We start from the raw sequence: 22,105 nt of genomic DNA, 5'->3' as shown, positions 1-22,105 counted from the left end.
AGCCGCTGGATCCCGCTCGTTACGCCACCTAACGGCCAGGTTAAGGGCAAGTGAGACAATTAAGTTTTGCGGGCGCGCCCTCTGCACCGCCGGATCCCGGCCAAAGACGGCTTGACTGCCCGCCCCCGTTTCTTCCAATGAAAGTGATGCGCGATGAAAATCAAAGCCTTGAAGTGGCTGACCACGGTTCCCGTGGCCGTAGTCATGGCCGTATCCCTGGCTGCCTGCGGTGGAGGCACCGCTGCTCCCAGTGGCTCGTCGACTGATGCCCTCGCCGGCAGCGACCAGCAGACGCTGGACAAGTACACCACCAAGGACGTCACCCCCCTGGACAAGATCGACAAGTCCAAGCTCGGCCTGATCACTCCGGGCGTCCTCAAGGTCGGCACCCTGTCCGACGCCCCGCCCAACATCTTCATCGACAAGGATGGAAACTTCACGGGCTACGACAACGAACTCCTGAAGGCCATGGCGGCCAAGCTCGGCCTCAAGGTGGAGTTCGCATCGACCAAGTTCCAGAGCCTCCTGGCCCAGGTGAAGAACAGGCAGTTCGACGTCGGGTCCTCCTCCATCTCCACCACGGACGCCCGCCGCGAGACCGTGGCCTTCACCAACGGTTACGACTTCGGCTACATGGCCATCGTGACCAAGGATGATGCGAAGGTGAAGACCTTCGACGACCTGAAGCAGGGTGTACGCATCGGCGTCGTCCAGGGCACCGTCCAGGACGACTTCGTCACCAACACACTGAAGCTCGAGCCGGTCCGCTTCCCGGACTACAACACCGTCTACGCAAACGTGAAGAGCGGCCAGATCGACGCCTGGGTTGCTCCCTCGCAGCAGGCCGAGGGCCAGGTCAAGTCGGGCGACGGCACGAAGATCGCCGAGAAGAAGGTCAACACCCAGAACTTCACGGCATACGCAGTGGCCAAGGACAACCAGCCCCTCAATGACGCGCTCAACGCGGCGCTCGACGCCGTGATCGCCGACGGAACCTGGACCAAGCTCACCAGCCACTGGTACACGGACCGTCCGACCATCAAAGAGCAGACTCCTGAGGGCTGGAAGCCGGGCAGCAAGGCCGTCCAGGTCCCCACGAAGTAACCAACTGACAGGCGCCACATGGATTATCTGAACAGGCTCGCCGAGACCTTCCTCGACTGGAAGGCCATCGCCGAGGTACTCCCGGCCATGTTCTCGGTCGGACTGCCCAACACCCTCGTCCTCGCAATCGTCTCGGGCATCATTGGCTGCGTGGCCGGCATGGTGCTGGCCCTGATGGGCATCTCGCGTAATCCTGTGGCGCGGTGGGCCGCCCGGGTGTACACGGACGTGTTCCGTGGACTCCCGGCGGTTCTCACCATCCTCGTCATCGGCCTCGGCTTCGGCCCGATCTTCCGCGAGCTGACCGGGGTCACCAGCCCGTACCCCATGGGCATCGCCGCACTCTCGCTCATGTCCAGCGCCTACATCGGGGAGATTTTCCGCTCCGGCATCCAGAGCGTGGACAAGGGCCAGCTTGAGGCCGCCCGGGCCTTGGGCTTCGGCTATGGCCCCTCGCTGCGGATGGTCGTGGTGCCGCAGGGCATCCGCCGGGTGCTCCCGGCACTGGTGAACCAGTTCATCGCGCTGATCAAGGAGTCCTCGCTGGTCTTCACCCTGGGACTGCTGGCCTCCGAGCGGGAGCTGTTCCAGATCGGCCAGGACGCCGCCGCCCGCAGCGGCAACCTGTCCGGCTACGTCGCGGCCGCCGTGTTCTACCTCGCGATGACAGTCCCGCTGACGCACCTGGTCAACTGGATCGACGCGCGCCTGCGCACCGGCCGGCCACAGAAGATGGAACCGGACGAGGCTGCGGCCGTCGTCGGGAAGGGAGCCCACTCATGAGCAAGTTCACGTCAGGCTCTCTCGAGGCGAAAAACGTCCACCTCGCCTTCGGGCACAACAAGGTCCTCCGCGGCATCGACCTCAGCGTCCCGGCCGGCACAACCGCGTCGGTGATTGGCCCGTCCGGTTCCGGCAAGTCGACCCTGCTGCGGGTGATGAACCGTCTGATCGAACCGGACGCAGGGGACATCCTCCTGGACGGCAAGTCGGTCCTGAAGGAAAACCCCGATGAGCTGCGGCGCAGGATCGGCATGGTGTTCCAGCAGTTCAACCTCTTCCCGCACAAGAGCGTCGGCGAAAACGTGGCGTTCGCCCTGCGCAAGCTGCGGAAGCTGCCCAAGGAGCAGGCGCGTGAAGAGGCCCTGAACCAGCTCGACCTCGTCGGGCTCAAGCACAAGGCCGACGTCCGCCCAGCCACCCTTTCCGGCGGCCAGCAGCAGCGGGTGGCGATCGCCCGTGCGCTCGCCATGAAGCCGGAAGTCATGTTCTTCGACGAGGCCACCTCCGCCCTCGACCCCGAGCTCGTCAAGGGTGTCCTGGCGTTAATGGCGGACCTCGCGAAGGGCGGCATGACCATGGTGGTGGTGACACACGAAATGGGCTTCTCACGCAACGTCTCGGACACCGTGACGTTTATGGACGGCGGCGTGGTGGTGGAGTCGGGCCCGCCCGGGCAGGTCTTTGAAAACCCCCGGACCGAACGGCTGCAGGGCTTCCTCTCGGACGTCCTCTAGAGGCCGCCCGGAACACCGGAACAGCAAAAAACTCTGGCACCCGCCGCGGCGGGTGCCAGAGTTTTTTTGTCAGGGAAAGCCCGACGGCGGTTTAGGCCTTTGCTGCGGCGGCCGCTTCCGCGGCGGCTGGCAGTGCGTCGAAGATACGGTTCATCGCGGCGTCGTCGTGCGCCGCGGACAGGAACCAGGCCTCGAAGACGGACGGCGGGAGGTAGACGCCCGAGTCCAGCATGGAGTGGAAGAAGGGCGCGTAGCGGAACGACTCCTGCTTGAGTGCGTCGCTGTAGTTGTGGACGCCGTGCTCGGACGTGCCGAAGGCCACCGAGAACAGGTTGCCGGCGCGCTGGATGGAGTGGTCCACGCCGGCCGCATCCAGGGCGGAGGACAGGGCGCCGGACAGTTCCAGCGACCGCGCGTCCACGAACGAGTACACGTCCCGGGTGGCGTGTGTCAGGGTGGCGACGCCGGCTGCCATGGCCACCGGGTTACCGGACAGGGTGCCGGCCTGGTAGACGGGACCAAGCGGCGCGAGGTGGTCCATGACGTCGGCGCGGCCGCCGAGTGCCGCCGTCGGCATGCCGCCGCCGATTACCTTGCCGAACGTCAGCAGGTCCGGGGTCCACTGCTCCACGGCGTCCGCGGCGCCGCCGGTGAGCCCCCAGTAACCCGAGTAGCCGGTGCGGAAGCCGGTCAGGACCTCGTCGACGATCAGCAGGGCGCCGTGGGCTGCAGTGATCCGCGAAAGGCCGGCATTGAAGCCTTCGCCGGGCGTGACCACTCCCATGTTGGCGGGCGCCGCCTCGGTGATGACAGCGGCGATGTTGGGCCCGTGCTCGGCGAAAGCGGCCTCAACGGCGCCGAGGTCGTTGTAGGGCAGCACCAGGGTCTCGGCAGCGGTGGCCGCCGTGACGCCGGCCGAACCAGGCAGGGCCAGGGTGGCAACGCCGGAGCCCGCCGAGGCGAGCAGCCCGTCAAGGTGCCCGTGGTAGCAGCCGGCGAACTTGATGACCAGGTTGCGGCCGGTGAAGCCCCGTGCCAGCCGGATCGCCGTCATGGTGGCTTCGGTTCCGGTGGACACCATGCGGAGCCGTTCGACGGCGGAAACGCGTTCCTTGACGATGGCCGCGAGGTTGGCCTCGTCGGGGGTGGAGGCTCCGAAGGAGAGGCCGCGGTCCACGGCAGCGTGCACGGCCTCGAGGACCGCCGGGTGGGCGTGCCCCAGCAGGGCCGGTCCCCAGGAGCAGACCAAGTCAACGTAGTCGTTGCCGTCGGCGTCGGTCAGGTACGGGCCCTTGGCCGCCACCATGAAGCGGGGCGTGCCGCCGACGGAACCGAAGGCCCGGACCGGGGAATTCACGCCGCCGGGCATCAGCTGGCGGGCGCGGTCAAAAAGTTCCTCGTTGCGAGGGGTACTGGAAGTCATGGTTCCCATTCTTTCAGTCTGCGGGAGTGTCACCGGACAGTGTCGCCGGTCAGGAGCCCGGCCACCCGCGGTGCCACCACGGTGCCGAAGAGTTCAATGCAGCGCATCATGGAGTCGTGCGGCAGCGTGCCGTTGCTGTATTTCAGGTCGAAGCGGTCCACCCCGAGATTCCGCTTGAGCAGCGCAATCTTCTGCGCAACCGTTTCAGGTGAGCCGACGTACAGGGCGCCCTCGGGCCCGCACATGGCGTCGAATTCCCGGCGGTTTCCCGGGCCCCATCCCCGCTCGGCGCCGATCCTGTTCCGCTGGGCAAGCCAGTGCGGAAACAGCTCCTCGCGGGCAGCCTCGTCGGTCTCGGCGATGTGGCCGGGCGAATGGGTGGCGATCTGCTGCATGGGCTGGCCGTACTTGGCCATCGCCTCGCGGTACAGGCCCACCAGCGGGGCGAACGAACGGGGCTGGCCCCCGATGATGGCAAAGATGATCGGGTAGCCGTACTGCGCGCACCGCAGGACGGACTCCGGGGTGCCGCCCACGCCGATCCAGGCCGGCAGCAGGTGATGCTCCAGCGGCGGGTAGACGCTCAGCCCGGCCAGCGAAGGCCGCGTGCGTCCCTCCCAGTGCACGGGCTTTTGCGCCCGCACCCTGTCGAAGAGCTCGAGCTTCTCCTCGAACAGCACCTCGTAGTCCGCCAGGTCCAGGCCGAACAGCGGAAACGACTCGATGAATGAACCGCGCCCCAGCATCACCTCGGCGCGGCCGCCCGACAGCGCGTCCACAGTGGAGAAGCGCTGGAACACGCGGATGGGATCGTCGGAACTGAGCACGGTGACCGCCGAGCCGAGCCGGATGCTGGTGGTCCTGGCCGCGGCGGCCGCCAGGAACACCTCGGGCGCGGACACCGCGAAGTCGCGGCGGTGGTGCTCCCCCACCCCGAAGGCATGAAGGCCGACGGCGTCGGCCAGGACCGCCTGGTCCAGCAGCTCCCGCAGCACCCGGGCATGCGGTTTTGGCTCACCGGTCCCGTCCACGCCGACGTCGCCGAACGTGTTCAGGCCCAGCAGGATCTGCGCCGGACCCACCGGAGCGGTGGGTCCGGCGGGCGGGCCCTCGGCCGACGTGGACATCATGATTCCTTGAGCCAGCCGGCGATTTCGCTGGCCCAGTACGTGAGGACCAGGTTGGCCCCCGCGCGGCGGATACCGAGGACCGACTCCGTGATGGCAGCCCGCCGGTCGATCCAGCCGTTGGCGGCGGCGGCCTCGATCATGGCGTACTCGCCGGAGATCTGGTAGGCGGCAACCGGAACGGGGCTCATGTCGGCCACGTCGGCCAGGATGTCGAGGTAGCTCATGGCCGGTTTGACCATCACCATGTCCGCTCCCTCGGCAAGGTCCAGTTCCACCTCCTGGATGGCCTCGCGGCGGTTGGCCGCGTCCATCTGGTAGGTCCTGCGGTCGCCCTTCAGCTGCGAGTCCACTGCTTCCCGGAATGGGCCGTAGAACGCCGAGGCGTACTTCGCGGCGTAGGCCACCACGGCGGTGTTCACGTGGCCGGCCTCTTCCAGGGCCTGGCGGATCACGCCGATCTGGCCGTCCATCATTCCGGACGGGCCCAGCACGTGGGCGCCGGCGTCGGCCTGGGCCACCGCCATCTTCGCGTAGATCTCCAGCGTGGCGTCGTTGTCCACATAGCCGTCGCTGTCGAGGACCCCGCAGTGGCCGTGGTCGGTGAATTCGTCGAGGCAGACGTCACTCATCACCACGAGGCTGTCCCCCACCTCCGCGCGGACGTCCCGGATGGCCTTGTTCAGCACCCCGTCCGGGTCCAGGGATGCCGTTCCCTCGGCGTCGCGGGTCTCCGGGATACCGAACAGCATGATGCCGCCGACGCCCAGTTCCACGGCTTCGGCCGCCGCCCGCTTGAGGGTGTCCGTGGTGTGCTGCACGACGCCCGGCATGGAGACGATCGGGTTGGGTTCCGAGAGCCCCTCGCGGATGAACGCCGGAAGGATCAGGTCTGCCGGGGCGAGCCGGTACTCAGCCGTGAGCCTGCGCATGGCAGGGGTGGTGCGGAGCCGCCGGGGGCGGTGGTGCGGAAAGCTCATGTCCTGTCCTTAACTGTGGGCCTGATGTTGATGGGTGGATGTTTAGGGGGCAAGCGCCAGGATGACGGCGGCGGCGAGCCCTTCCGGCGTGGCCTCCCGGGCAGTGGCCGCCACCGCGAGCCCCAGGGCGTCCGCCTCGGCCGCCGTGGCCGGACCGATGGCCACGAGACGGCAGGAGCGGAGGGGCGACAGCGTTGCGCTAATGCGCCGCACGGCGCTGGGTGAGGCGGCGACGACGGCGGCCAGCGTGCCGGCGTCGACCTCGGCTTTCGCTTCGGCAGGCGTCAGCAACGGCAGCGCAGCGCTGCCAGCGCCAACGCTGCGACGGAGGCGCCGCGCCGGCTCGGCCGGGAAGTCCACCGTGCAGTAGGCCACCACGGTGCGGACCCGGGCGCCCTTCGCCTCCAGTCCGCGGGAGAGCGCAGGGGCGGCGATGTCGGCCTGCGGGATCAGCACCTCGGCGGGACCGCCCGGCCATCCGCTGACGATCCCGGCCGCCGAGTGGTCATGCTGCGGTTCGAAATGCACGTCGATCCCGGCTGCCTGGAGCGCCCTGCGGCTGGCGGGGCCAACCGCAGCTACCCGGATGCCGGGCGGAAGCCAGTCGCACAGTTTCACGCCGCGCTCTGCCGCTTTTTCCTGCAACACGAGGACGGTGGTGGCGCTGCTGACCACCAGCCACTCAAAGCGGCCCGCACCGAGCGCGTCAAAGGCGTCGTCCAGCGCAGCCTGGTCCGGGGCGCGTTCGGTGGCCGTCAGGGGCAGCAGCAGGGGAACGGCGCCGGCCTGCCGCAGCGCCTCCGCCAGGGGCCCGGACCGGTCGGGGCTTCGCGTCACCAGGACGCGGCACCCTTCCAGCGGGCGTCCGCCCGCCGGGTACTCCCCGCTCGTGGTTCCCATACGGCCGGCTGCGGTCAGGACGCCGTCAGGTCCGCGATGTCCGCAGCCCCCGCTGCCAGCAGGACCTCTGCCAGTTCGATTCCGAGCAGAGTGGCGCCCACTTCGGTGAGTCCGTCCGTGGCACGTTTGTCCCGCACCGAGGCGGTGCCGTCGACGGCACACACCACGGCTTCCAGGTGGAGCATGCTGCCCTTGCGGTACGCGTAGGCGCCCACGGGGGCGGCGCAGCCTGCCTCGAGCCGGGCCAGCAGCGCACGTTCAGCCGTGACCGCAAGCCGGGTATCGGCGTCGTCAAGGGCGGCCAGCGCCTGTGCGAGCACGCCCTGGGACCCCTCGGTGGAGCCGGCACGGCGGGGCGCCTCGGCGGTACGGCATTCGATGGCCAGCGATCCCTGCCCGGCCGCCGGGAGCATGATGTCCGTCTCCAGGTATTCGGTGACGGTGTCGAGGCGGCCGATGCGCTCCAGTCCGGCGGCGGCGAGGATGACGGCGTCGAGGTCGCACGACTTCCCGTCAACCACCGCGTCTGTGGCGTTTCCCGGCAGGCCGGGGACCCGGCCCAGACGGGTGTCCACGTTGCCGCGGATGTCCACGATGTCCAGGTCGGGGCGGACGGCGCGCAGCTGCGCTGCCCGGCGGGGAGAGCCGGTGCCCACGCGGGCGCCCTTGGGCAGGTCTGCCAGTTTGAGGCCGTCCCGGGCGCAGAGGACGTCGCGGACGTCCACCCGGGGCGGGGTCGCGGCCAGCGCCAGGCCCGGGGCGGAACCCGTGGGCAGGTCCTTCAAAGAGTGGACGGCGACGTCGCACTCGTTGCGCAGGAGCGCGTCGCGCAGCGCGGCGACGAAGACACCGGTGCCGCCCATCTGGGACAGCGAGCCGGTGAGGACGTCGCCGTCGGTCCTGACATGGACGAGTTCGACGTCGAAACCCCCGACGGCGGCCAGCCGGTCGGCGGTCTGCTGCGTCTGGGTCAGTGCGAGCTTGCTCGCCCTGGTGCCGATCCGTACCGTCACTTCGCGTCCTGCCCGGCGGCCGGGTAGGGGTCATGCCCCTGGCCGACGGTGGTGTCCGCGCCGGCAATGGTCGGCTTCTCGCCGCGGAAGTTTTCGCAGCAGCCCGGCCGGCAAACGTCGTACCAGGGGCCGAGGCCGGTGACGGCCTGGCGGTCGGCGACGTTGTTGGCCACGGTGCGTTCGCAGATCAGCTCCACGAGCCCCTCGACGAAACGGCGGTGCGTCCCCGGCGTGGGCACGCGTGTGGCGGCAAGGCCCAGCTCCTGGCAGGTCTGCAGCGCTTCGGTGTCGAGATCCCAGACGACCTCCATATGGTCGCTGACGAAGCCCAGGGGCACGATCACGATGCCGGCGACGCCCTGCTTGGCGAGGTCCCCGATGGCGTCGTTGATGTCCGGCTCGAGCCACGGGATGTGCGGGGCGCCGGAGCGGGACTGGTAGACGAGGGACCACGGGGCGGACAGGCCGGAATCGGCTTCCACCCGGCGCATGATCTCCGCGCCGTTGGCGAGGTGCTGTGCAACATAGGCGGAATCCTCCGCGAACTCGCGGGGCTCATCCGCGGATCGTCCGGCGGCCACGGCATCCCGGGTGGGGATGGAGTGGGTGGCGAAGAGGACGTGGATGGGGGCGTCAGGCTTGCCGGCGGCGGCCAGCTGCGCGCGCACCTCGGCGACTCCCTCGGCGGTCCCGGCAATGAAGGGTTCCACGAAGCCGGGGTGGTCGAAGTACTGGCGGACCTTGTCCACTTCCAGCCTGCCGTCGAGCCCGGTCTCGGTCAGGGCCATGCCAATGTCCTCACGGTACTGGCGGCAGCTGGAGTAACAGGAGTACGCGCTGGTGGTGAGCATCAGCAGCCGGCGGTGGCCGGCGTCGTACGCGTCCTGGAGCGTCTGCGGGATATACGGGTCCCAGTTCCGGTTACCCCACAGCACGGGCAACCCGATGCCCCGGGCCGCCAGTTCAGCTTCGAGGGCTGCCTTCAGCTCGCGGTTCTGCTGGTTGATGGGGCTGATGCCGCCGTTGGCGCGGTAGTGGTGGGAAACCTCTTCGAGGCGCTCATCGGGGATGCCCCGGCCGCGGGTGACGTTGCGGAGGAACGGGATGACGTCGTCCTGGCCTTCGGGGCCGCCGAACGAGGCGAGGAGGATGCCGTCGTATTCCTTGGGGGCCATCCGGCCGGCCTCGGTGACGGGGTTCACGGCGCCTTCCTGGGGATCCAGCGGGCTCATGCCAGGACCTCGGCGATCTCGCCGGATGTGATGCGCCGGCCGGTGTAGAACGGGATTTCCTCGCGGACGTGGTTGCGCGCTTCGGTGGAGCGCAGGTGGCGCATCAGGTCCACGAGGTCCACGAGCTCGGGTGCCTCCAGGCCGAGGATCCATTCCCAGTCACCGAGGGCAAACGAGGACACGGTGTTGGAAATGACCTGCGGGAAGTCGCGGCCCAGCAGGCCGTGGTCGCGCAGCATCTTGCCGCGCTCGTTGTCCGGCAGCAGGTACCACTCGTAGGAGCGGACGAACGGGTAGACGCACAGCCATTCGGCCGGCTCGACACCGCGGGAGAACGCGGGGGTGTGGTTCTTGGCGAACTCAGCTTCGCGGTGGACGCCCATGGCCGACCATACGAGTTCGGTCCCCGCGAACAGCTTGCTGCGGCGGATGTCACGGATGGCCTGCTGCAGGGCCTCGGGCTTGGGTCCGTGGAGCCAGACCATGACGTCGGCGTCGGCGCGCATGGCGGAAACGTCGTAGCTTCCGCGGTGGGTCACCCCTCCCTCGGCCAGGCGCGCCACCAGGGCGTCGAAGTCCTCGGCAGCATCGGCGCTGCGGAGGACCTCGGCGGAGCGCTTGAAAACGGTCCAGAGGGTGAAGAACTGCTCGGCTGATTCTTCGGTTTTAGTGACAGATTCGGCAGGAGTGTGGCTCATGGTTACTATCCTGCCCCTTCCATGCGGCCTAAGTCGAAAAACTCAACTTCTACATCGCGTAGAAGTGGTTTATTTCACAGCGACCGCCGAATCCGGACTGCCGCTACGCCTGCCGCGCCGGCAAGCGCCAGCAGCCCTGCTCCCCACCACACCTGTGGCTCAATGGTGCCGCTCCGCGAAACGCCCATGACGGCGCTTTCGGCCGGTCCGCGCGTGAAAGGCGAGCTGATGGTGGCCATGTTGTTAGGTCCAGAGAGCTGCGCCGAACCCCAAACCCCGCCGGCAACGCCCGCGGCCGACCGGCCGCGCAGGCCGGCTCCGCCTGACAGGCCTGCAATGTCCGCGAACTGGGTGGCGTCCGCGGAGGGGGTTTCCGTGGTCGCTGCGCTGTCTGCCGGGCCGCCGGCGGCCGGCGCCCCGGACGCAGCAGTTCCGGTCGCGGCGCTTCCCGGGGCCGTGCCGGCAGGCGAGCTTCCCGTGCCGGCAGGCGTGCTGCCGGTGCCGGCTGAGGGCCCGGACCAGCCGCCGGTTCCTGCCGCCGTTCCCGGCGAGGCCGTTCCCGGCGAGGACGGGGCTGCCGGGTTCGCCGACCGGGTCGGGGCAGGCGCCGAACTTCCGGACGAGCTTGGCGCCGGTGCGGGCGATGGCGGGGCGGGCGATGACGGGGCGGGAGTGGTCGGTAGCGGCACCGGAACGGAGGGGACCGGCGAGGTCGGAACGGGAACCGACGGGACCGGAACAGAAGGCGAAGGCACGGGAACAGCAGGCGTCGGGCCGGCTGAGATGGTCACTGAGGGATCCGGCGTCGGAATCGGGACCACGGGTGCCAGCGACGGCGGCACCGAGGGTGAGGGCTGGTCAGAGGGCCGGGGTTCCCTGGACCTGCGATCGCCCGTGCTGCGATCCCCCGGGCTGTGATCGTTCGAGCTGTGGTCGTTGGACCTGTGGTCGTTGGACAGGGCGGCCGCCGCCCAGGCCTCAAGGCCGGCGGCGTCGACGGTGGCGCTGAGCCCCGTCCCGGCAGTGCCGGACTGCCCCGAATCCCCCAGCAGGTCGGATGCAGGAAGTTCGGACACAGCAGCGTTGGATGCAGGCACACCTGCGGACAAGACCAGTACCGCTCCGAACGCAGCTGCTGCGGTGCCGCGCCGAAGACCCCCATGGAAACCAGTCAGCGAACGAAAACCATCGGACTTCTGATTGACCATAGTCATCGACCCTAAACACATTTTCGCGCAGGGGAAAACTTGCGGGCAGGCCAGCCAGCGGGTATCGCGGGCGGCAAGGGAACCTGTCTGCGGGACGACCTGCAGCCAGGCGCGGCCGCGCTACGCCAGGAAGGCGGCGAGCTGCTTTTTCGTGTCGGCCACCACAGCCGCCAGCCCATTGCCGGCCAGCCAGCCGCCCACCATCAGCAGCCCGTCAATGCCCGCGCAGACCTGCCGCACTTCGGCAACCCGCTGGCGGTGCCCCACCGCGGCAAACGGCAGGGCTCCGGCCCAGCTGACAACGTCCCAGTCCACCAGCGCCTCCCGTGTGACGGGAACGGTCAGCAGCGCTGACGCATCCTGCAAAGCCATGTCAAGCAATTCCTCGTCCGACGCCGATTCCGGCCCCGGCCCGGCCCCGGCCGCAGCGGGGGATCCACCCTCGCTGCGCCCATAGGAGAGCCGCAGCACGTGCCTGCCGCGTCCGGCCGCGTCCGCCACCCAGTCCCATTTGCCGGTGGCGTGGGTGAGGGCCTTCGCCCGGATTCCCTCCGTTTGCGGTGCCACCAGGATGCCGGTGCCGCGCGGCCGCCGGTCCAGCGCCGGAAGATCAACAACGAGTGTCACAAGCTTGACCAGGGGCCCGGGTCCGGGCTGATGCCCGGCCAGGGCGGGGACCGCTTCCTCCAGGAGCCGTACCGCGGCCGGCCCGTCCAGGGCGACCACCAGGACGTCAGCCGGAAAGCTTCCCTCCCCCGCCGACACCTCCCAGCCGTGCGGTGTGCGCGCAACGGCGGTGGCCGCCGTACCCGCCAGCAGCTGCACGCCGCGTGCCCGGAGGTCCGCCACCAGCTCCGTAACGAGGGTGTGCATGCCGCCCCTCAGGCCGGCGACCGCGGAGCCCGCCTTGGCGGGTTTGCCTTGGGCCTGCGCGCCCTGCGTTGGCGGGGACTGTGTCTGGGACCTCTGCGCTTGCGCGGCCTGGGTTCCTGCCCCCGTGCGCTGGGCTGCCACAGCGGCCGCCAGCGAGCCGTGCCGGGCGATGCTTGCACGCAGCCCCGGGGCGACCATATCGACGTCGAGCAGTCCGGGATCGGCCGAATGCACGCCGCCCACCACGGGTTCCACCAGCCGTTCCAGGACGCGGCGCCCCATCCGGACCCGCACCAGCGCGGAGACGCTGGAAACCTCGGCGGTGGTCCCTACTGAGGGGGGCAGCAGTTTATCCAGCGACGCGCGCAGCGAGCCGGCCAGGCCCAGCGAGCGCCGGACCTCCGGATCCCAGGGATTGGCCGGGATCCCCAGCACGCCGGTCTTGGGAAGTTCGCGCGGTCCGCCCGGCAGCTGCACCCAGGCGCCGCCGGGCCGCGGGGCAACGATATGTCCGCCCAGCCCCAGTTCGGCCGCCAGGTCGGCCACCGCCGTGGAACGGGTGGCGAACGACTCGGCGCCGCTATCCAGGGTCAGCCCGGCGACGTCGTGCCGGCCAACGCAGCCGCCCCATGCGTCGGCAGCTTCCAGCACAGTGGTGTTGAGCCGCGCCCGCGCCAGTTCCCGGGCGGCCAGGAGCCCGGAGATGCCGCCGCCAACCACCAGCGCCGTGCGTCCGGGAGCAGGCTGACTGCCCGCAGCCACGGCCCTTTACTCCGAAGAGATGGAGTGGATGAGTTCGACGACGCGCGTCAGGACGTCCGGGTCCGTTTCCGGCGGCACGCCGTGGCCAAGGTTCAGGACGTGGCCAGGAGCTGCCGCGCCCGATGCGATGACCTCGCGGACGTGCGCCTCAAGGACCTCCCACGGGGCGGACAGCAGCGCCGGATCAATGTTGCCCTGCAGCGCGACGGTGCCGCCCAGCCGGCGGTTGGCCTCCTCCAGGGGCAGCCGGTAGTCCACGCCGACGACGTCCACGCCGACGTCGCGCATGGCGACAAGAAGTTCGGAGGTGCCGGTACCGAAGTGGACCAGCGGCGCGCCAAGGTCGCGGACGTGGTCCAGGGCGCGGGATGAGGCTGCGGCGACGAAGCGGGTGTAGTCCGCCAGGCCGAGTGAACCGGCCCACGAGTCAAACAGCTGGCCGGCCGAGGCACCGGCCTCCAGCTGGGCGCGCAGGAACAGGCCTGAGGCGTCGGCGGCCCAGTTGGCCAGCGCCGTCCAGGTCTCCGGGTCGGCGTGCATCATGGTGCGCGGACCAAGGTGGTCGCGGGAGGGCCGGCCCTCCACCATGTAGGCGGCCAGTGTGAAGGGTGCACCGGCGAAGCCGATCAGCGGGGTCTTGCCGAGCTGGTCCACTGTCAACCGGACCGCTTCCCGGATGGGTTCCAGGGACTCCTCGGTGAGGCGGGGCAGGGCCGCGACGTCAGCGGCGGTCCGCACGGGCTTGTCCAGGACCGGACCTACACCGGGCACGATGTCGACGCCGACGCCGGCCAGTTTCAGCGGAATGACAATGTCGGAGAAGAAGATGCCAGCATCAACATCGTGCCGGCGTACCGGCTGCAGGGTGATTTCCGAGGCAAGTTCGGGCCGCAGGCAGGAGTCCAGCATGGCAACGCCCTCGCGCACCTTCAGGTACTCAGGCAGGGAGCGCCCCGCCTGGCGCATGAACCACACCGGGCGGCGGCTGGGCTTGCCGCCGCGGTACGCCGTGATGAGCGGAGAGTCTGCAGTGCGTCCGTCGCGAAGCGGGTGGCCTGCGTCGAGTCCGGTGCCGGCGGGGGTTAAGGCGCTAGAAGTCATGCCTTTGATTGTGCCCAAGTTCGCCCCTAAAAGATAACGACAGCTTGTCATCCCGCGGCAGCCGCTCCGGCGGGTGGCAAGAATCACAGGCACCGAAAGCCCCTATCCGTTTGAAGGGTTGTTCTACGCCGGTGCGAAAAAGCTATGATTGTCCTGCTGTGGTTCTTTTCTCATTGGTGGCTACACACGCCGACATCGACCTCGAAACCGTTGCTCAGCTGAGCAACGGTTCTTCTGGCATTGCCACGTCCGCCCTCGCCGGTTCGCCGGCGGTCAAGGGCGCCGTTGTCCTTGCCACCTGCAACCGCTACGAAATCTACGGCGAGGCGCCGCACGCCGACGACGTGGAGGCCGCACGCGCTGCACTTGTGGGCCAGATCAGCGAATCGAGCGGGCTCAGCGAGCAGCTGGTGTCCCGGTCCTTCAGCACGAACACCGGCCCCGAGGTCACCAAGCACCTTTTCGCCGTAAGCGCCGGGCTGGACTCGGCGGTGGTTGGCGAACGTGAAATCGCCGGGCAGGTGCGCCGGGCCCTGATCACCGCCCAGCATGAAGGCACGGCCAGCGCCGGGCTGGTCCGCCTGTTCCAGGCAGCCTCCAAGACGGCCAAGGACGTCGGCGCGCAGACAGCGCTCGGCTCCCGCGGCCTGTCCATCGTCTCGGTGGCACTCGACCTCGCCACCGACCTTTCGGAAGAGACCGACTGGTCGAAGAAGAAGGTGGTGGTGTTCGGCACCGGCGCCTACGCCGGCGCCACCATGGCCCTCCTTCGCGAACGCGGCTGCCGCGACATCTCGGTGTTCTCCTCGTCGGGACGCGCGGCCACCTTCGTGGCAACGCGGGGCGGGACCGCCCTCGACGGCGACTCCCTGCACGCCGCCGTCGCCGGCGCCGATGTCATGATCGGCTGCAGCGGCTCGGACACGAGGGTCGAAGCCGACGAGCTCGCCCAGGTCCGCGCCGGGTCCACACAGCCGCTGATCGCCATCGACCTGGCGCTCACCCACGATTTTGATCCCGCCGTCGGAGAGCTCGACGGCGTGGAGCTGCTGACGCTGGAGTCCGTGCGGCTCGCAGCGCCCCAGGAACAGGCGGAGTCCCTCGCCCAGGCCAGCACCATGGTCTCCGGCGCCGCCCAGGCGTTTGAACAGGAACGCGAGGCGCGGTCCGTGGACTCGGCCATTGTGGCCCTCCGCCGCCACACCATGAACGTGCTCGACGCGGAGATGGAAAAGGTGCGGGCCCGCCACGGCTGCACCGCCGCTGCCGAAGAGGTGGAGTTTGCGCTGCGCCGCATGGTGAAGCAGCTGCTCCATGTGCCCACGGTGCGTGCCCGCGAGCTGGCATCCAACGGCCAGCAGGACGACTACGTAGCTGCCCTGGAAACCCTGTACGGCATCACGGTGGAGCAGCCGGCTGCCGCTTCCAAGTCCGAATGCCCCGTGGACTACAGCGGCCTCGCCGCAGAGAACCTGCCGCAGGAAGACGAGGCACGCAGGAACTCCGCGTAGCCTGCTATGTTCTGACAAACAGGACCCCATAGGCTTTCCATAGGCTCCCCGAGCAGCATTGACGTTGCCCGTGAAATCCATATTGGGGAGCAGTCATGAATTTTCCTTCACCGGCGCCTGCCATCGCGCCTCTGAGCCGGCGGCAATTCGCACTTCTGTTGGGAGGCGGAGCACTTCTGCTGGTGGGCGGCGGGACCTACGGCATTGTGTCCCGCAGCAGACCCGGCGGCGGAGCCGGGCTTTCCACGGCCTTCGGCACACTGTCACTCGTCGACGCCGGACGCCTGGCCAGGCTTGATGCACAGGGCCAGCCTGCTGCCACGCCGCTCGCCTCGGCGATATCTCAGCTCACGGACGGAACGCGGCGGGCCGACGCAGCCGGCCAGCCCGGAATCCAGCGCATATCCAGCCGGCGGGGCAGCACAGTGGATGACCACCACAGCGACCCCCTCCTGGACTCCGACTGGCCGCAGCCTGGCAATTTCACCTGGGGTGACGTCGTCGTGCTCGAAGTGGCGCTCACCAATGTCCGGCCCGAGCCGGTCCTGTTCAGCCCGGGGCAGCTGCGCCTCAAGCTGCTTCCTTCCGGCATCACAGTGGCCCCGCAGGACGCCGACCGTGGCCCCGGCACGATTGCCGCCGGAGCCACCGAACGGGTCTGGATCAGCTACCTCGCACCGCACGATTCCGTCGCGATGGAGATCGAGTACACAGGACTCGAGGATGACGCCGCCCGGGCCCTCGCCCTGCCGCTGTTGACGGTTACCCAGTCGCGGTCATGAGCTCCCGCGATGAGGCCGGGGATCCCAGCACCGGGCCGGGAGCCGCTGCCGGGATCAGTAGACGGGTTTCTGCGGCTCCACGTCCCTGACCCACGCGAGGATGCCGCCGTCGAGATGGCTCACGCGCTGGTAGCCGGCCTTCCGGGCGGCGGCCAGCACGGCTGCGGACCGTGTCCCGGCCTTGCAGTGGAACACGATGTCCTTGTCCTGGGGCAGCTCGCCCCACGCCTCGCCGGACAGGATGCGGCCCTGCGGGATCAGCACGGAGCCGTCGATCCGGACGATGTCGTACTCCCCCGATTCACGCACGTCCACGAGGTCGAAGTCCTTCAGCCCCGCCTGCCGCGAGGCCAGCATCGTTGCCAGCTGCGTGGCCGTCACGGTGTGCTCGGTGTCGGTTGTCTCGGCCGGGGCGATGCCGCAGAAGGCCTCGTAGTCGGTGAGCTCGGTGATCCGCGGGGCGTCGGGGTCCTTGGACACCCGGATCTCGCGCCAGCTGCCGCCCAGGGCGTCGTACAGGGCCACCCGGCCCAGCAGGGAACGTCCGACGCCGGTAATCAGTTTGACGGCCTCCGTCACCATGAGCGATCCGACCGCAGCGCACAGCATGCCGAACACGCCGCCCTCCCCGCACGACGGCACGGAACCTGCCGGCGGCGCTTCCGGATACAAGTCCCGGTAGGTGGGCCCGTGCTGCTCCCAGAAGACGCTGACCTGGCCGTCGAAACGGAAGATCGATCCCCACACGTACGGCTTGCCGAGGATGGCGGCGGCGTCGTTGACCAGGTAGCGCGTGGCGAAGTTGTCCGCACCGTCCAGGATGAGGTCGTAGCCGGCGAAGAGCTCCAACGCGTTGGAGGCGTCAAGCCTGACGTTGTGCAGCCGGACGTCCACCAGCGGGTTCAGCTCCGCTATGGTGTCCCGGGCGGATTCGATCTTGGGACGGCCGACGTCGTGGACTCCGTGGATGACCTGCCGCTGCAGGTTGCTCAGGTCCACGGCGTCGTCGTCGATGATCCCGATGGTTCCCACGCCTGCGGCGGCGAGGTAAAGCAGCGCCGGAGCGCCCAGGCCCCCCGCGCCGATGACCAGCACACGGGCGTTCTTCAGCCGCCTTTGGCCGAGGGCCCCGATTTCGGGAATGATGAGGTGCCGGGAATACCGCTCCACCTCTTCGGTGGAAAGGCCGGGCGCGGGATCTACCAGGGGGCCCGGGTGCGTGCGGACTGTATTTGCGGTGGACGGAGAAGCCATACTTCAATGTATGCCTGAAGATACCGCGCGGTCATATTACCCCCGGGTAAAGTGAAGTTAACTGCAAAGGAAAGAAGGCCAACAGTGGTTCATCATGCACCGGTTGATCGAACTCAGGCCGCGCAATCCAATGCCGGCCAGGCCCGCTCCGCCGGCCAGCGCTCCGCCAGGCTGCCGCGCGACGAGCGCCGGGCCCAGCTGCTGGCCGCAGCCCAGGAGGTTTTTGTCGCCAACGGCTACCACGGCGCCGCCATGGACGAGATCGCCGAGACGGCCCATGTCAGCAAGCCCGTGCTGTACCAGCACTTCCCGTCGAAGCGTGAACTGTACCTAGCGCTGCTGGACAGCCACCTCGAGGCACTGACCGAGCTCATGCTCGGAGCCATGAACTCCACCACGGACAACAAGGAACGCGTGCAGGCCGTGATGCGCGCCTACTTCCGCTTCATTGACAGCGACGACCAGGCGCACCGGCTCGTGTTCGAGTCCGACCTGATCAACGACGCCGATGTCAGCTCGCGTCTGGAGACATTCAACAAGACGTTCGCCGAGGCCATTGCGCGGATCATCGCCGAGGACACCAAGCTGCCCCTGCTGGAAGCCCAGCTCCTGGGACGCGGGCTGGCGGGCATGGCCCAGGTCAGTGCCCGCTACTGGCTCGAGACAGACGGCAACCTCGACCTCGATGTGGCCAGCGACCTGATTTACCGTTTAGCTTGGCGCGGAATCTCTCGCTTCCCCAAAGAGACCTAGACTACAACTGAAACTACCTTTGAAATTTCAACCTTGACTGGCTGGGAGGCCTTGCTGTGGAAGTAAAGATCGGCATTCAGAACGTCGGCCGTGAAATTGTGCTGGAATCGGCTCAGGATGCTGACGCCGTGGCCAAAGTAGTGGCCGAGGCCATCGCCAAGGGCAGCGAGCTCCGCCTGAACGACGAGAAGGGCCGCCAGATCATCATCCCGGCCAACGTCCTGGGTTACGTCGAAATCGGCGCAGAGGAAGTGCGCCGGGTCGGCTTCGGCGCACTGTAGGCCGGGCCGTGCTGTCCCTCGTCATCGTGCTCCTGGTGACTGCCGCTGCCGGCTTCATCATCTGGGCCAATGACCGCCGCCACACCAGGTACGGCGTCCTCCTGCCGGCGGGCACCGCCGCTGCGGTGGGTATGCTGGCATGGATCATCTGCATCTGGGCGGGGCTGGGCTACCAGCCGGGCCTGACGTGGCTGCCGTGGGTCCTTCCCATGGCAGCGGGGACGGCTGCCGCCCTGGCGGTGGCGGTCTCCCTTGGCCGTGCGCGGGCCAAACAGGACACGCAGCGGCTGACGGCAGCGCTTAAGATCTAGGACCCGCCGACGTCGGGCTCATGGCCTTCCTCGGTGCACAGGCACAGCCGGTTCCCCTGGGCATCAGTGACCACCACCCAATTGGGTGCGTGGTCACTGTTCATTAAGGCCCCGGTTGCGGCCGTCTTCTCCAGGGCGGGCGCCGATTCGGCCTTCGAGCGGTGGACGTCCAAATGCAGGCGGTTGTCATTGGGGGTTGCGGTCTCCTGGAACCACACCCCGGGACCCCGGCCGTACGGGTCCACCAGGTCCCCGAACCTGCCCTTCCGGTAACCGAGCGCCACGCGCCAGACCTCGGAAATCTCCGCGGCATCGGCGGTGTCGACGCCGATGTCCACCGTCCGGTACAGGCCGGGCTGGGCCTCGGCCCCGGCCGACGCGGCCGCGCTGACCGAGGCGGCGGCCCCGGTATCCCGTGTGGTCACCTCGCCCCCGACGTCGTGGGAACTGAACCGGATGAACACCCGGTTGTAGCGCCAGTCCAGGTCCGGGTGGTGGTCCATGTCCTCTGCCACACGCCCGACGGCGGCAATCAGCTCCAGCGCGGCGGCCGCCGTCGGCGTCTTATAGACGGTGACCAGGCCGCCCTGCCGGTAACGCCAGTCGGGAAGGCCCGCGAGCGCTTCGTCGATCTGGGGTCGGGTGAGGATGTCTTCCCTGGCGGCCACGGTGCATTTCCTATGTGGGAACTGTTGAGCCTGCCGCCGCCGGGCCGCCAGGGATTTGCCGGGCTTAGAGGAACTCGGCCCGGCCCTCCATGGCCGACGAGGCCAGGGCATGCTCACGGCGCGGGATCCGCCCGGCCGCACGCGCCAGCCTACCGGCGGCGACGGCATGTTTGAAGGCCCCGGCCATGAGTGCGGGGTTCTGCGCGCGCGTGACAGCCGTGGCCAGCAGCACGGCGTCGCAGCCCAGCTCCATGGCCAGTGCCGCGTCCGATGCTGTGCCGATCCCGGCGTCCAGGACCACGGGAACGGAGGCCCGCGACACGATCAGCTCGATGTTGTGCGGATTGAGGATGCCCAGGCCCGTGCCGATTGGTGCTCCCAGCGGCATGACGGCCGAGGCTCCCAGATTTTCGAGCCGCAGTGCCAGGACGGGATCGTCGTTGGTGTAGGCGAAGACCTTGAAGCCGCGGTTGACCAGCTGCTCCGTGGCGTCCACGAGCTCCACGGCGTCAGGCAGCAGCGTGTGCTCATCCGCGATGACCTCGAGCTTGACCCAGTCGGTCTCCAGCGCCTCACGGGCCAGCTCGGCCGTCATGACCGCGTCCCGCGCCGTGAAGCAGCCGGCGGTGTTGGGGAGCACGCGGATGTTGTGGTCCACCAGCAGCTGGAAGAGCGAGCCCGTTTCGGCCGGCGAGTAGCGCCGCATCGCAACTGTGGTCAGCTGGGTGCCGGAGGCGACCAGCGCTGAGCCGAGACCGTCCAGGCTCGGGGCGCCGCCGGTGCCCATGATGAGCCGCGAGGTCAGTTCCACCCCGTCAATGACCAGGCTGTCTGCTGTTTCAATCAATGTTTCTGCCATCGTGCTCATCCTCCTTGGACTGCCGTGACCAGTTCGATCTCGTCGCCCTCGGCGAGGGCGGTGCTGTGCCACTGGCTGCGCGGCACGACCGCTGCATTGCGCGCCACCGCCACTCCCAGTCGCTGGCCGTCGGCGGCCTGTCCGTTGGCGGACAGGCGGCGCCCCGTGACCTGGCTGACAAGCGAGGTGACCGAGGCGCCCTCGCCTACTTCCTGTTCGATACCGTTCAGAGTGATGTTCATGCTGGTTCCTTGTTCGGGTCAAATGTGACGCGGGTCATGACGGAGATTCGCTGGGCAGCCATCACCCAGGGGCAGGGCTGAGTCCAGCGGCGGCCTGCAGCGCGGCGGATTTCGCCGGGCCGGACTTCGCCGGGCCGGATTCACCCTTGTCCTGGAGCCCGGGGGAAAACCGGCCCGGACGGAACGCGGACCAGCGCGGGTCGCGGGTGCCGTCCATGAGCTGGCGGCAGATCACTGCTGCCGCCGGGGTCAGCAGGACGCCGTGGCGGAAGAACCCGGTGGCGATGATGAGGCCGGCCACGTCCGTCCCGGGTTCCTGCCCGGGATCCTGCGCCGCCCCGGGCCCGCCGGGCAGCCGGCCGAGCAGCGGCGCGTTGTCCGGTGTGCCCGGCCGCGCCCGGGCCGTGGCTTCGAGGAGCTCGAGCTCGGCGACGGCCGGCACCAGGACCTGGGCGTCGCGCAGCAGCTGGTAGACACCGCCGGCGCTCGTGCCCGGTACGCCGTCCTCGCGCTGGGTGGCGCCCACCACCACCGTGCCGTCCTGGCGCGGCACGATGTAGACGGGCACGCCCCGCACCATGCCGCGGACTGTCGCGGTGAGCAGGGGCTGCAGGTGTGCGGGCACCTTGAGGCGAAGGATGTCGCCGTAGACCGGGCGCAGCGGCAACTGCAGGCCTGCGGGCAGGTCTTGCAGCTGCGCCGCGCCCAGGCCGTTGGCCACCACCGTCTCGGCGGCTCTGACAGTGCCGCCGCCGGCAAGCCGTACTCCGCCGACCCGGCCGCCGTCCCAGAGCAGGCCGGCGGCAGGCTCCCGCACCGCGTATCCGTCCACCGCCGCGATCTCCTGGCCATGACCGGCCAGCCCGGCTGCAATCGCCCGGACCAGCCTGCGCGGATCCACCTGGTGGTCCGCCGGGATGTCCAGGGCGCAGGAGATTCCGGGGCTGAGCAGCGGCTCCCTGGAACGAGCCTCCCGGATGGTCAGCGGTTCGACAACCAGGCCGTGGGTCCGCTGCACGTCCCGCAGGTCCATCAGGGCCCGGCGGTCGGCGGGATCGGCACCCACCGCAAGGGTCGGCGTCGTCAGGTACCCGGCATCCTCGCCGGCGGTGAGCGTGCCGGCAAACTCCGGCCATCTGGCGGAGGACTCCAGCATCAGCTCCAGGAGCCCTTCCTCCTGGTAATGCAGTTCGCTGACCGGGGCCAGCATGCCGGCCGCGGCCCAGCTTGCGCCGCTGCCCGGGGCTTCGTCGATGAGCACCACGGAACGGCCGGAGCGCCGTGCCTCCCAGGCGATCCCGTGGCCTACAACGCCGCCGCCGATGACGGCCACATCCGCCTCAAGACAAATGGCGGCACGTTTTGGGCCGCTGGTTTCAGGATTCATGCAATTCCTTCCCTACGCCGGTACTAACCGGATCAGGTCAAGCGGTCGGCTCTGACGCCCTCTCAGCCCTGCGCCTTTTATGACAGCAGTAACGGGCTCCCGCGGTACCTGCCCAGTTT

Annotated in this window: 24 protein-coding genes and 1 riboswitch; of the genes, 9 read left to right on the top strand and 15 right to left on the bottom strand. The window is 68.9% G+C overall.

The window, feature by feature from the left end:
* Positions 1–153 precede the first annotated feature (153 nt).
* Genes ABIE00_RS06540 through ABIE00_RS06530 form a run of 3 tightly spaced genes read left to right on the top strand, consistent with a single transcriptional unit; the run spans position 154 to position 2,621 of the window.
* Entirely contained in the window at positions 154–1,104 is a 951-nt protein-coding gene (locus tag ABIE00_RS06540) for an ABC transporter substrate-binding protein (protein WP_354258235.1), read from the top strand.
* 18 nt (positions 1,105–1,122) lie between these two features.
* Positions 1,123–1,887, top strand: coding sequence for an amino acid ABC transporter permease (locus ABIE00_RS06535; RefSeq protein WP_354258232.1), 765 nt, complete (start codon positions 1,123–1,125; stop codon positions 1,885–1,887).
* Entirely contained in the window at positions 1,884–2,621 is a 738-nt protein-coding gene (locus ABIE00_RS06530) for an amino acid ABC transporter ATP-binding protein (RefSeq protein WP_331575779.1), read from the top strand. Before ABIE00_RS06535 ends, ABIE00_RS06530 begins: the two co-directional genes overlap by 4 nt.
* 91 nt (positions 2,622–2,712) lie before the next feature.
* On the opposite strand, the gene hemL is transcribed toward ABIE00_RS06530, so the two are convergent.
* The 8 genes from hemL to ABIE00_RS06490 all read right to left on the bottom strand — a co-directional run bounded on the left by hemL (position 2,713) and on the right by ABIE00_RS06490 (position 10,233).
* On the bottom strand, positions 2,713–4,044 hold the full coding sequence (gene hemL, locus ABIE00_RS06525) for a glutamate-1-semialdehyde 2,1-aminomutase (RefSeq protein ID WP_354258228.1): 1,332 nt from the start codon (positions 4,042–4,044) through the stop codon (positions 2,713–2,715).
* Between the two features lie 29 nt (positions 4,045–4,073).
* Positions 4,074–5,171: an LLM class flavin-dependent oxidoreductase gene (locus ABIE00_RS06520; protein ID WP_502914274.1), complete on the bottom strand. Its 1,098-nt coding sequence runs from the start codon at positions 5,169–5,171 to the stop codon at positions 4,074–4,076.
* Positions 5,171–6,151, bottom strand: a complete 981-nt coding sequence (gene hemB, locus ABIE00_RS06515) for a porphobilinogen synthase (protein ID WP_354258222.1) — start codon at positions 6,149–6,151, stop codon at positions 5,171–5,173. The genes ABIE00_RS06520 and hemB overlap by 1 nt, the downstream gene beginning before the upstream one ends.
* Before the next feature lie 42 nt (positions 6,152–6,193).
* Positions 6,194–7,051, bottom strand: a complete 858-nt coding sequence (locus ABIE00_RS06510; RefSeq protein WP_354258219.1) for a uroporphyrinogen-III synthase — start codon at positions 7,049–7,051, stop codon at positions 6,194–6,196.
* A 14-nt stretch (positions 7,052–7,065) separates the two neighbouring features.
* Positions 7,066–8,064, bottom strand: a complete 999-nt coding sequence (gene hemC, locus ABIE00_RS06505; protein WP_331575771.1) for a hydroxymethylbilane synthase — start codon at positions 8,062–8,064, stop codon at positions 7,066–7,068.
* A complete protein-coding gene (locus tag ABIE00_RS06500) occupies positions 8,061–9,296 on the bottom strand; it encodes a ferrochelatase (RefSeq protein ID WP_354258214.1) in 1,236 nt (411 codons plus the stop codon). Before ABIE00_RS06500 ends, hemC begins: the two co-directional genes overlap by 4 nt.
* On the bottom strand, positions 9,293–9,994 hold the full coding sequence (hemQ, locus tag ABIE00_RS06495; RefSeq protein ID WP_331575767.1) for a hydrogen peroxide-dependent heme synthase: 702 nt from the start codon (positions 9,992–9,994) through the stop codon (positions 9,293–9,295). Before hemQ ends, ABIE00_RS06500 begins: the two co-directional genes overlap by 4 nt.
* Before the next feature lie 74 nt (positions 9,995–10,068).
* A complete protein-coding gene (locus ABIE00_RS06490) occupies positions 10,069–10,233 on the bottom strand; it encodes a hypothetical protein (RefSeq protein WP_354258211.1) in 165 nt (54 codons plus the stop codon).
* Between the two features lie 97 nt (positions 10,234–10,330).
* On the opposite strand from ABIE00_RS06490, the gene ABIE00_RS06485 reads away from it, so the two are divergent.
* Positions 10,331–10,912 carry a hypothetical protein gene (locus ABIE00_RS06485; RefSeq protein ID WP_354258209.1) on the top strand — a complete coding sequence of 194 codons (582 nt, stop codon included), beginning with the start codon at positions 10,331–10,333 and terminating at the stop codon, positions 10,910–10,912.
* 410 nt (positions 10,913–11,322) lie between these two features.
* On the opposite strand, the gene hemG is transcribed toward ABIE00_RS06485, so the two are convergent.
* Both hemG and hemE read right to left on the bottom strand, forming a co-directional pair.
* On the bottom strand, positions 11,323–12,837 hold the full coding sequence (hemG, locus tag ABIE00_RS06480; RefSeq protein ID WP_354258206.1) for a protoporphyrinogen oxidase: 1,515 nt from the start codon (positions 12,835–12,837) through the stop codon (positions 11,323–11,325).
* Between the two features lie 6 nt (positions 12,838–12,843).
* Positions 12,844–13,938 (bottom strand): uroporphyrinogen decarboxylase, encoded by a 1,095-nt coding sequence (hemE, locus tag ABIE00_RS06475; RefSeq protein WP_354258203.1) that lies wholly within the window; start codon positions 13,936–13,938, stop codon positions 12,844–12,846.
* Positions 13,939–14,096: 158 nt separating this feature from the next.
* Between hemE and ABIE00_RS06470 the strand changes: the two genes are divergently transcribed.
* Together ABIE00_RS06470 and ABIE00_RS06465 are read left to right on the top strand one after the other, a co-directional pair.
* Positions 14,097–15,449 carry a glutamyl-tRNA reductase gene (locus ABIE00_RS06470; RefSeq protein ID WP_354258200.1) on the top strand — a complete coding sequence of 451 codons (1,353 nt, stop codon included), beginning with the start codon at positions 14,097–14,099 and terminating at the stop codon, positions 15,447–15,449.
* 95 nt (positions 15,450–15,544) lie between these two features.
* The gene (locus tag ABIE00_RS06465; protein WP_354258197.1) at positions 15,545–16,231 is read left to right on the top strand and encodes a hypothetical protein; all 687 of its coding nucleotides are present in this window, start codon (positions 15,545–15,547) and stop codon (positions 16,229–16,231) included.
* A 54-nt stretch (positions 16,232–16,285) separates the two neighbouring features.
* Here ABIE00_RS06465 and moeB read toward each other — a convergent pair whose 3' ends face one another.
* Positions 16,286–17,485 carry a molybdopterin-synthase adenylyltransferase MoeB gene (gene moeB, locus ABIE00_RS06460; RefSeq protein WP_354258194.1) on the bottom strand — a complete coding sequence of 400 codons (1,200 nt, stop codon included), beginning with the start codon at positions 17,483–17,485 and terminating at the stop codon, positions 16,286–16,288.
* Positions 17,486–17,569: 84 nt separating this feature from the next.
* On the opposite strand from moeB, the gene ABIE00_RS06455 reads away from it, so the two are divergent.
* From ABIE00_RS06455 to ABIE00_RS06445, 3 genes are read left to right on the top strand one after another with little or no spacing between them, the layout of a single operon-like run.
* Positions 17,570–18,238: a TetR/AcrR family transcriptional regulator gene (locus ABIE00_RS06455; RefSeq protein WP_354258191.1), complete on the top strand. Its 669-nt coding sequence runs from the start codon at positions 17,570–17,572 to the stop codon at positions 18,236–18,238.
* Between the two features lie 56 nt (positions 18,239–18,294).
* Positions 18,295–18,519, top strand: coding sequence for a DUF3107 domain-containing protein (locus tag ABIE00_RS06450; protein ID WP_003805104.1), 225 nt, complete (start codon positions 18,295–18,297; stop codon positions 18,517–18,519).
* 8 nt (positions 18,520–18,527) lie between these two features.
* Positions 18,528–18,830, top strand: a complete 303-nt coding sequence (locus ABIE00_RS06445) for a hypothetical protein (RefSeq protein ID WP_354258188.1) — start codon at positions 18,528–18,530, stop codon at positions 18,828–18,830.
* Here the strand turns inward: ABIE00_RS06445 and ABIE00_RS06440 are convergent.
* From ABIE00_RS06440 to thiO, 4 genes are all read right to left on the bottom strand, one after another.
* Positions 18,827–19,498, bottom strand: coding sequence for a 4a-hydroxytetrahydrobiopterin dehydratase (locus tag ABIE00_RS06440; protein ID WP_354258185.1), 672 nt, complete (start codon positions 19,496–19,498; stop codon positions 18,827–18,829). The genes ABIE00_RS06445 and ABIE00_RS06440 overlap by 4 nt on opposite strands.
* A gap of 64 nt (positions 19,499–19,562) precedes the next feature.
* On the bottom strand, positions 19,563–20,357 hold the full coding sequence (locus ABIE00_RS06435) for a thiazole synthase (protein ID WP_354258182.1): 795 nt from the start codon (positions 20,355–20,357) through the stop codon (positions 19,563–19,565).
* Positions 20,358–20,362: 5 nt separating this feature from the next.
* A complete protein-coding gene (gene thiS, locus ABIE00_RS06430; protein ID WP_003805112.1) occupies positions 20,363–20,599 on the bottom strand; it encodes a sulfur carrier protein ThiS in 237 nt (78 codons plus the stop codon).
* Between the two features lie 61 nt (positions 20,600–20,660).
* Positions 20,661–21,986: a glycine oxidase ThiO gene (gene thiO / locus ABIE00_RS06425; protein WP_354258179.1), complete on the bottom strand. Its 1,326-nt coding sequence runs from the start codon at positions 21,984–21,986 to the stop codon at positions 20,661–20,663.
* Positions 21,978–22,099, bottom strand: a riboswitch (TPP riboswitch). It overlaps the preceding gene by 9 nt.
* Between the last annotated feature and the right edge of the window lie 6 nt (positions 22,100–22,105).

This window comes from Arthrobacter sp. OAP107, assembly GCF_040546765.1.
Lineage (GTDB): Bacteria > Actinomycetota > Actinomycetes > Actinomycetales > Micrococcaceae > Arthrobacter.
This window is presented reverse-complemented; position numbering and strand designations above follow the sequence as displayed.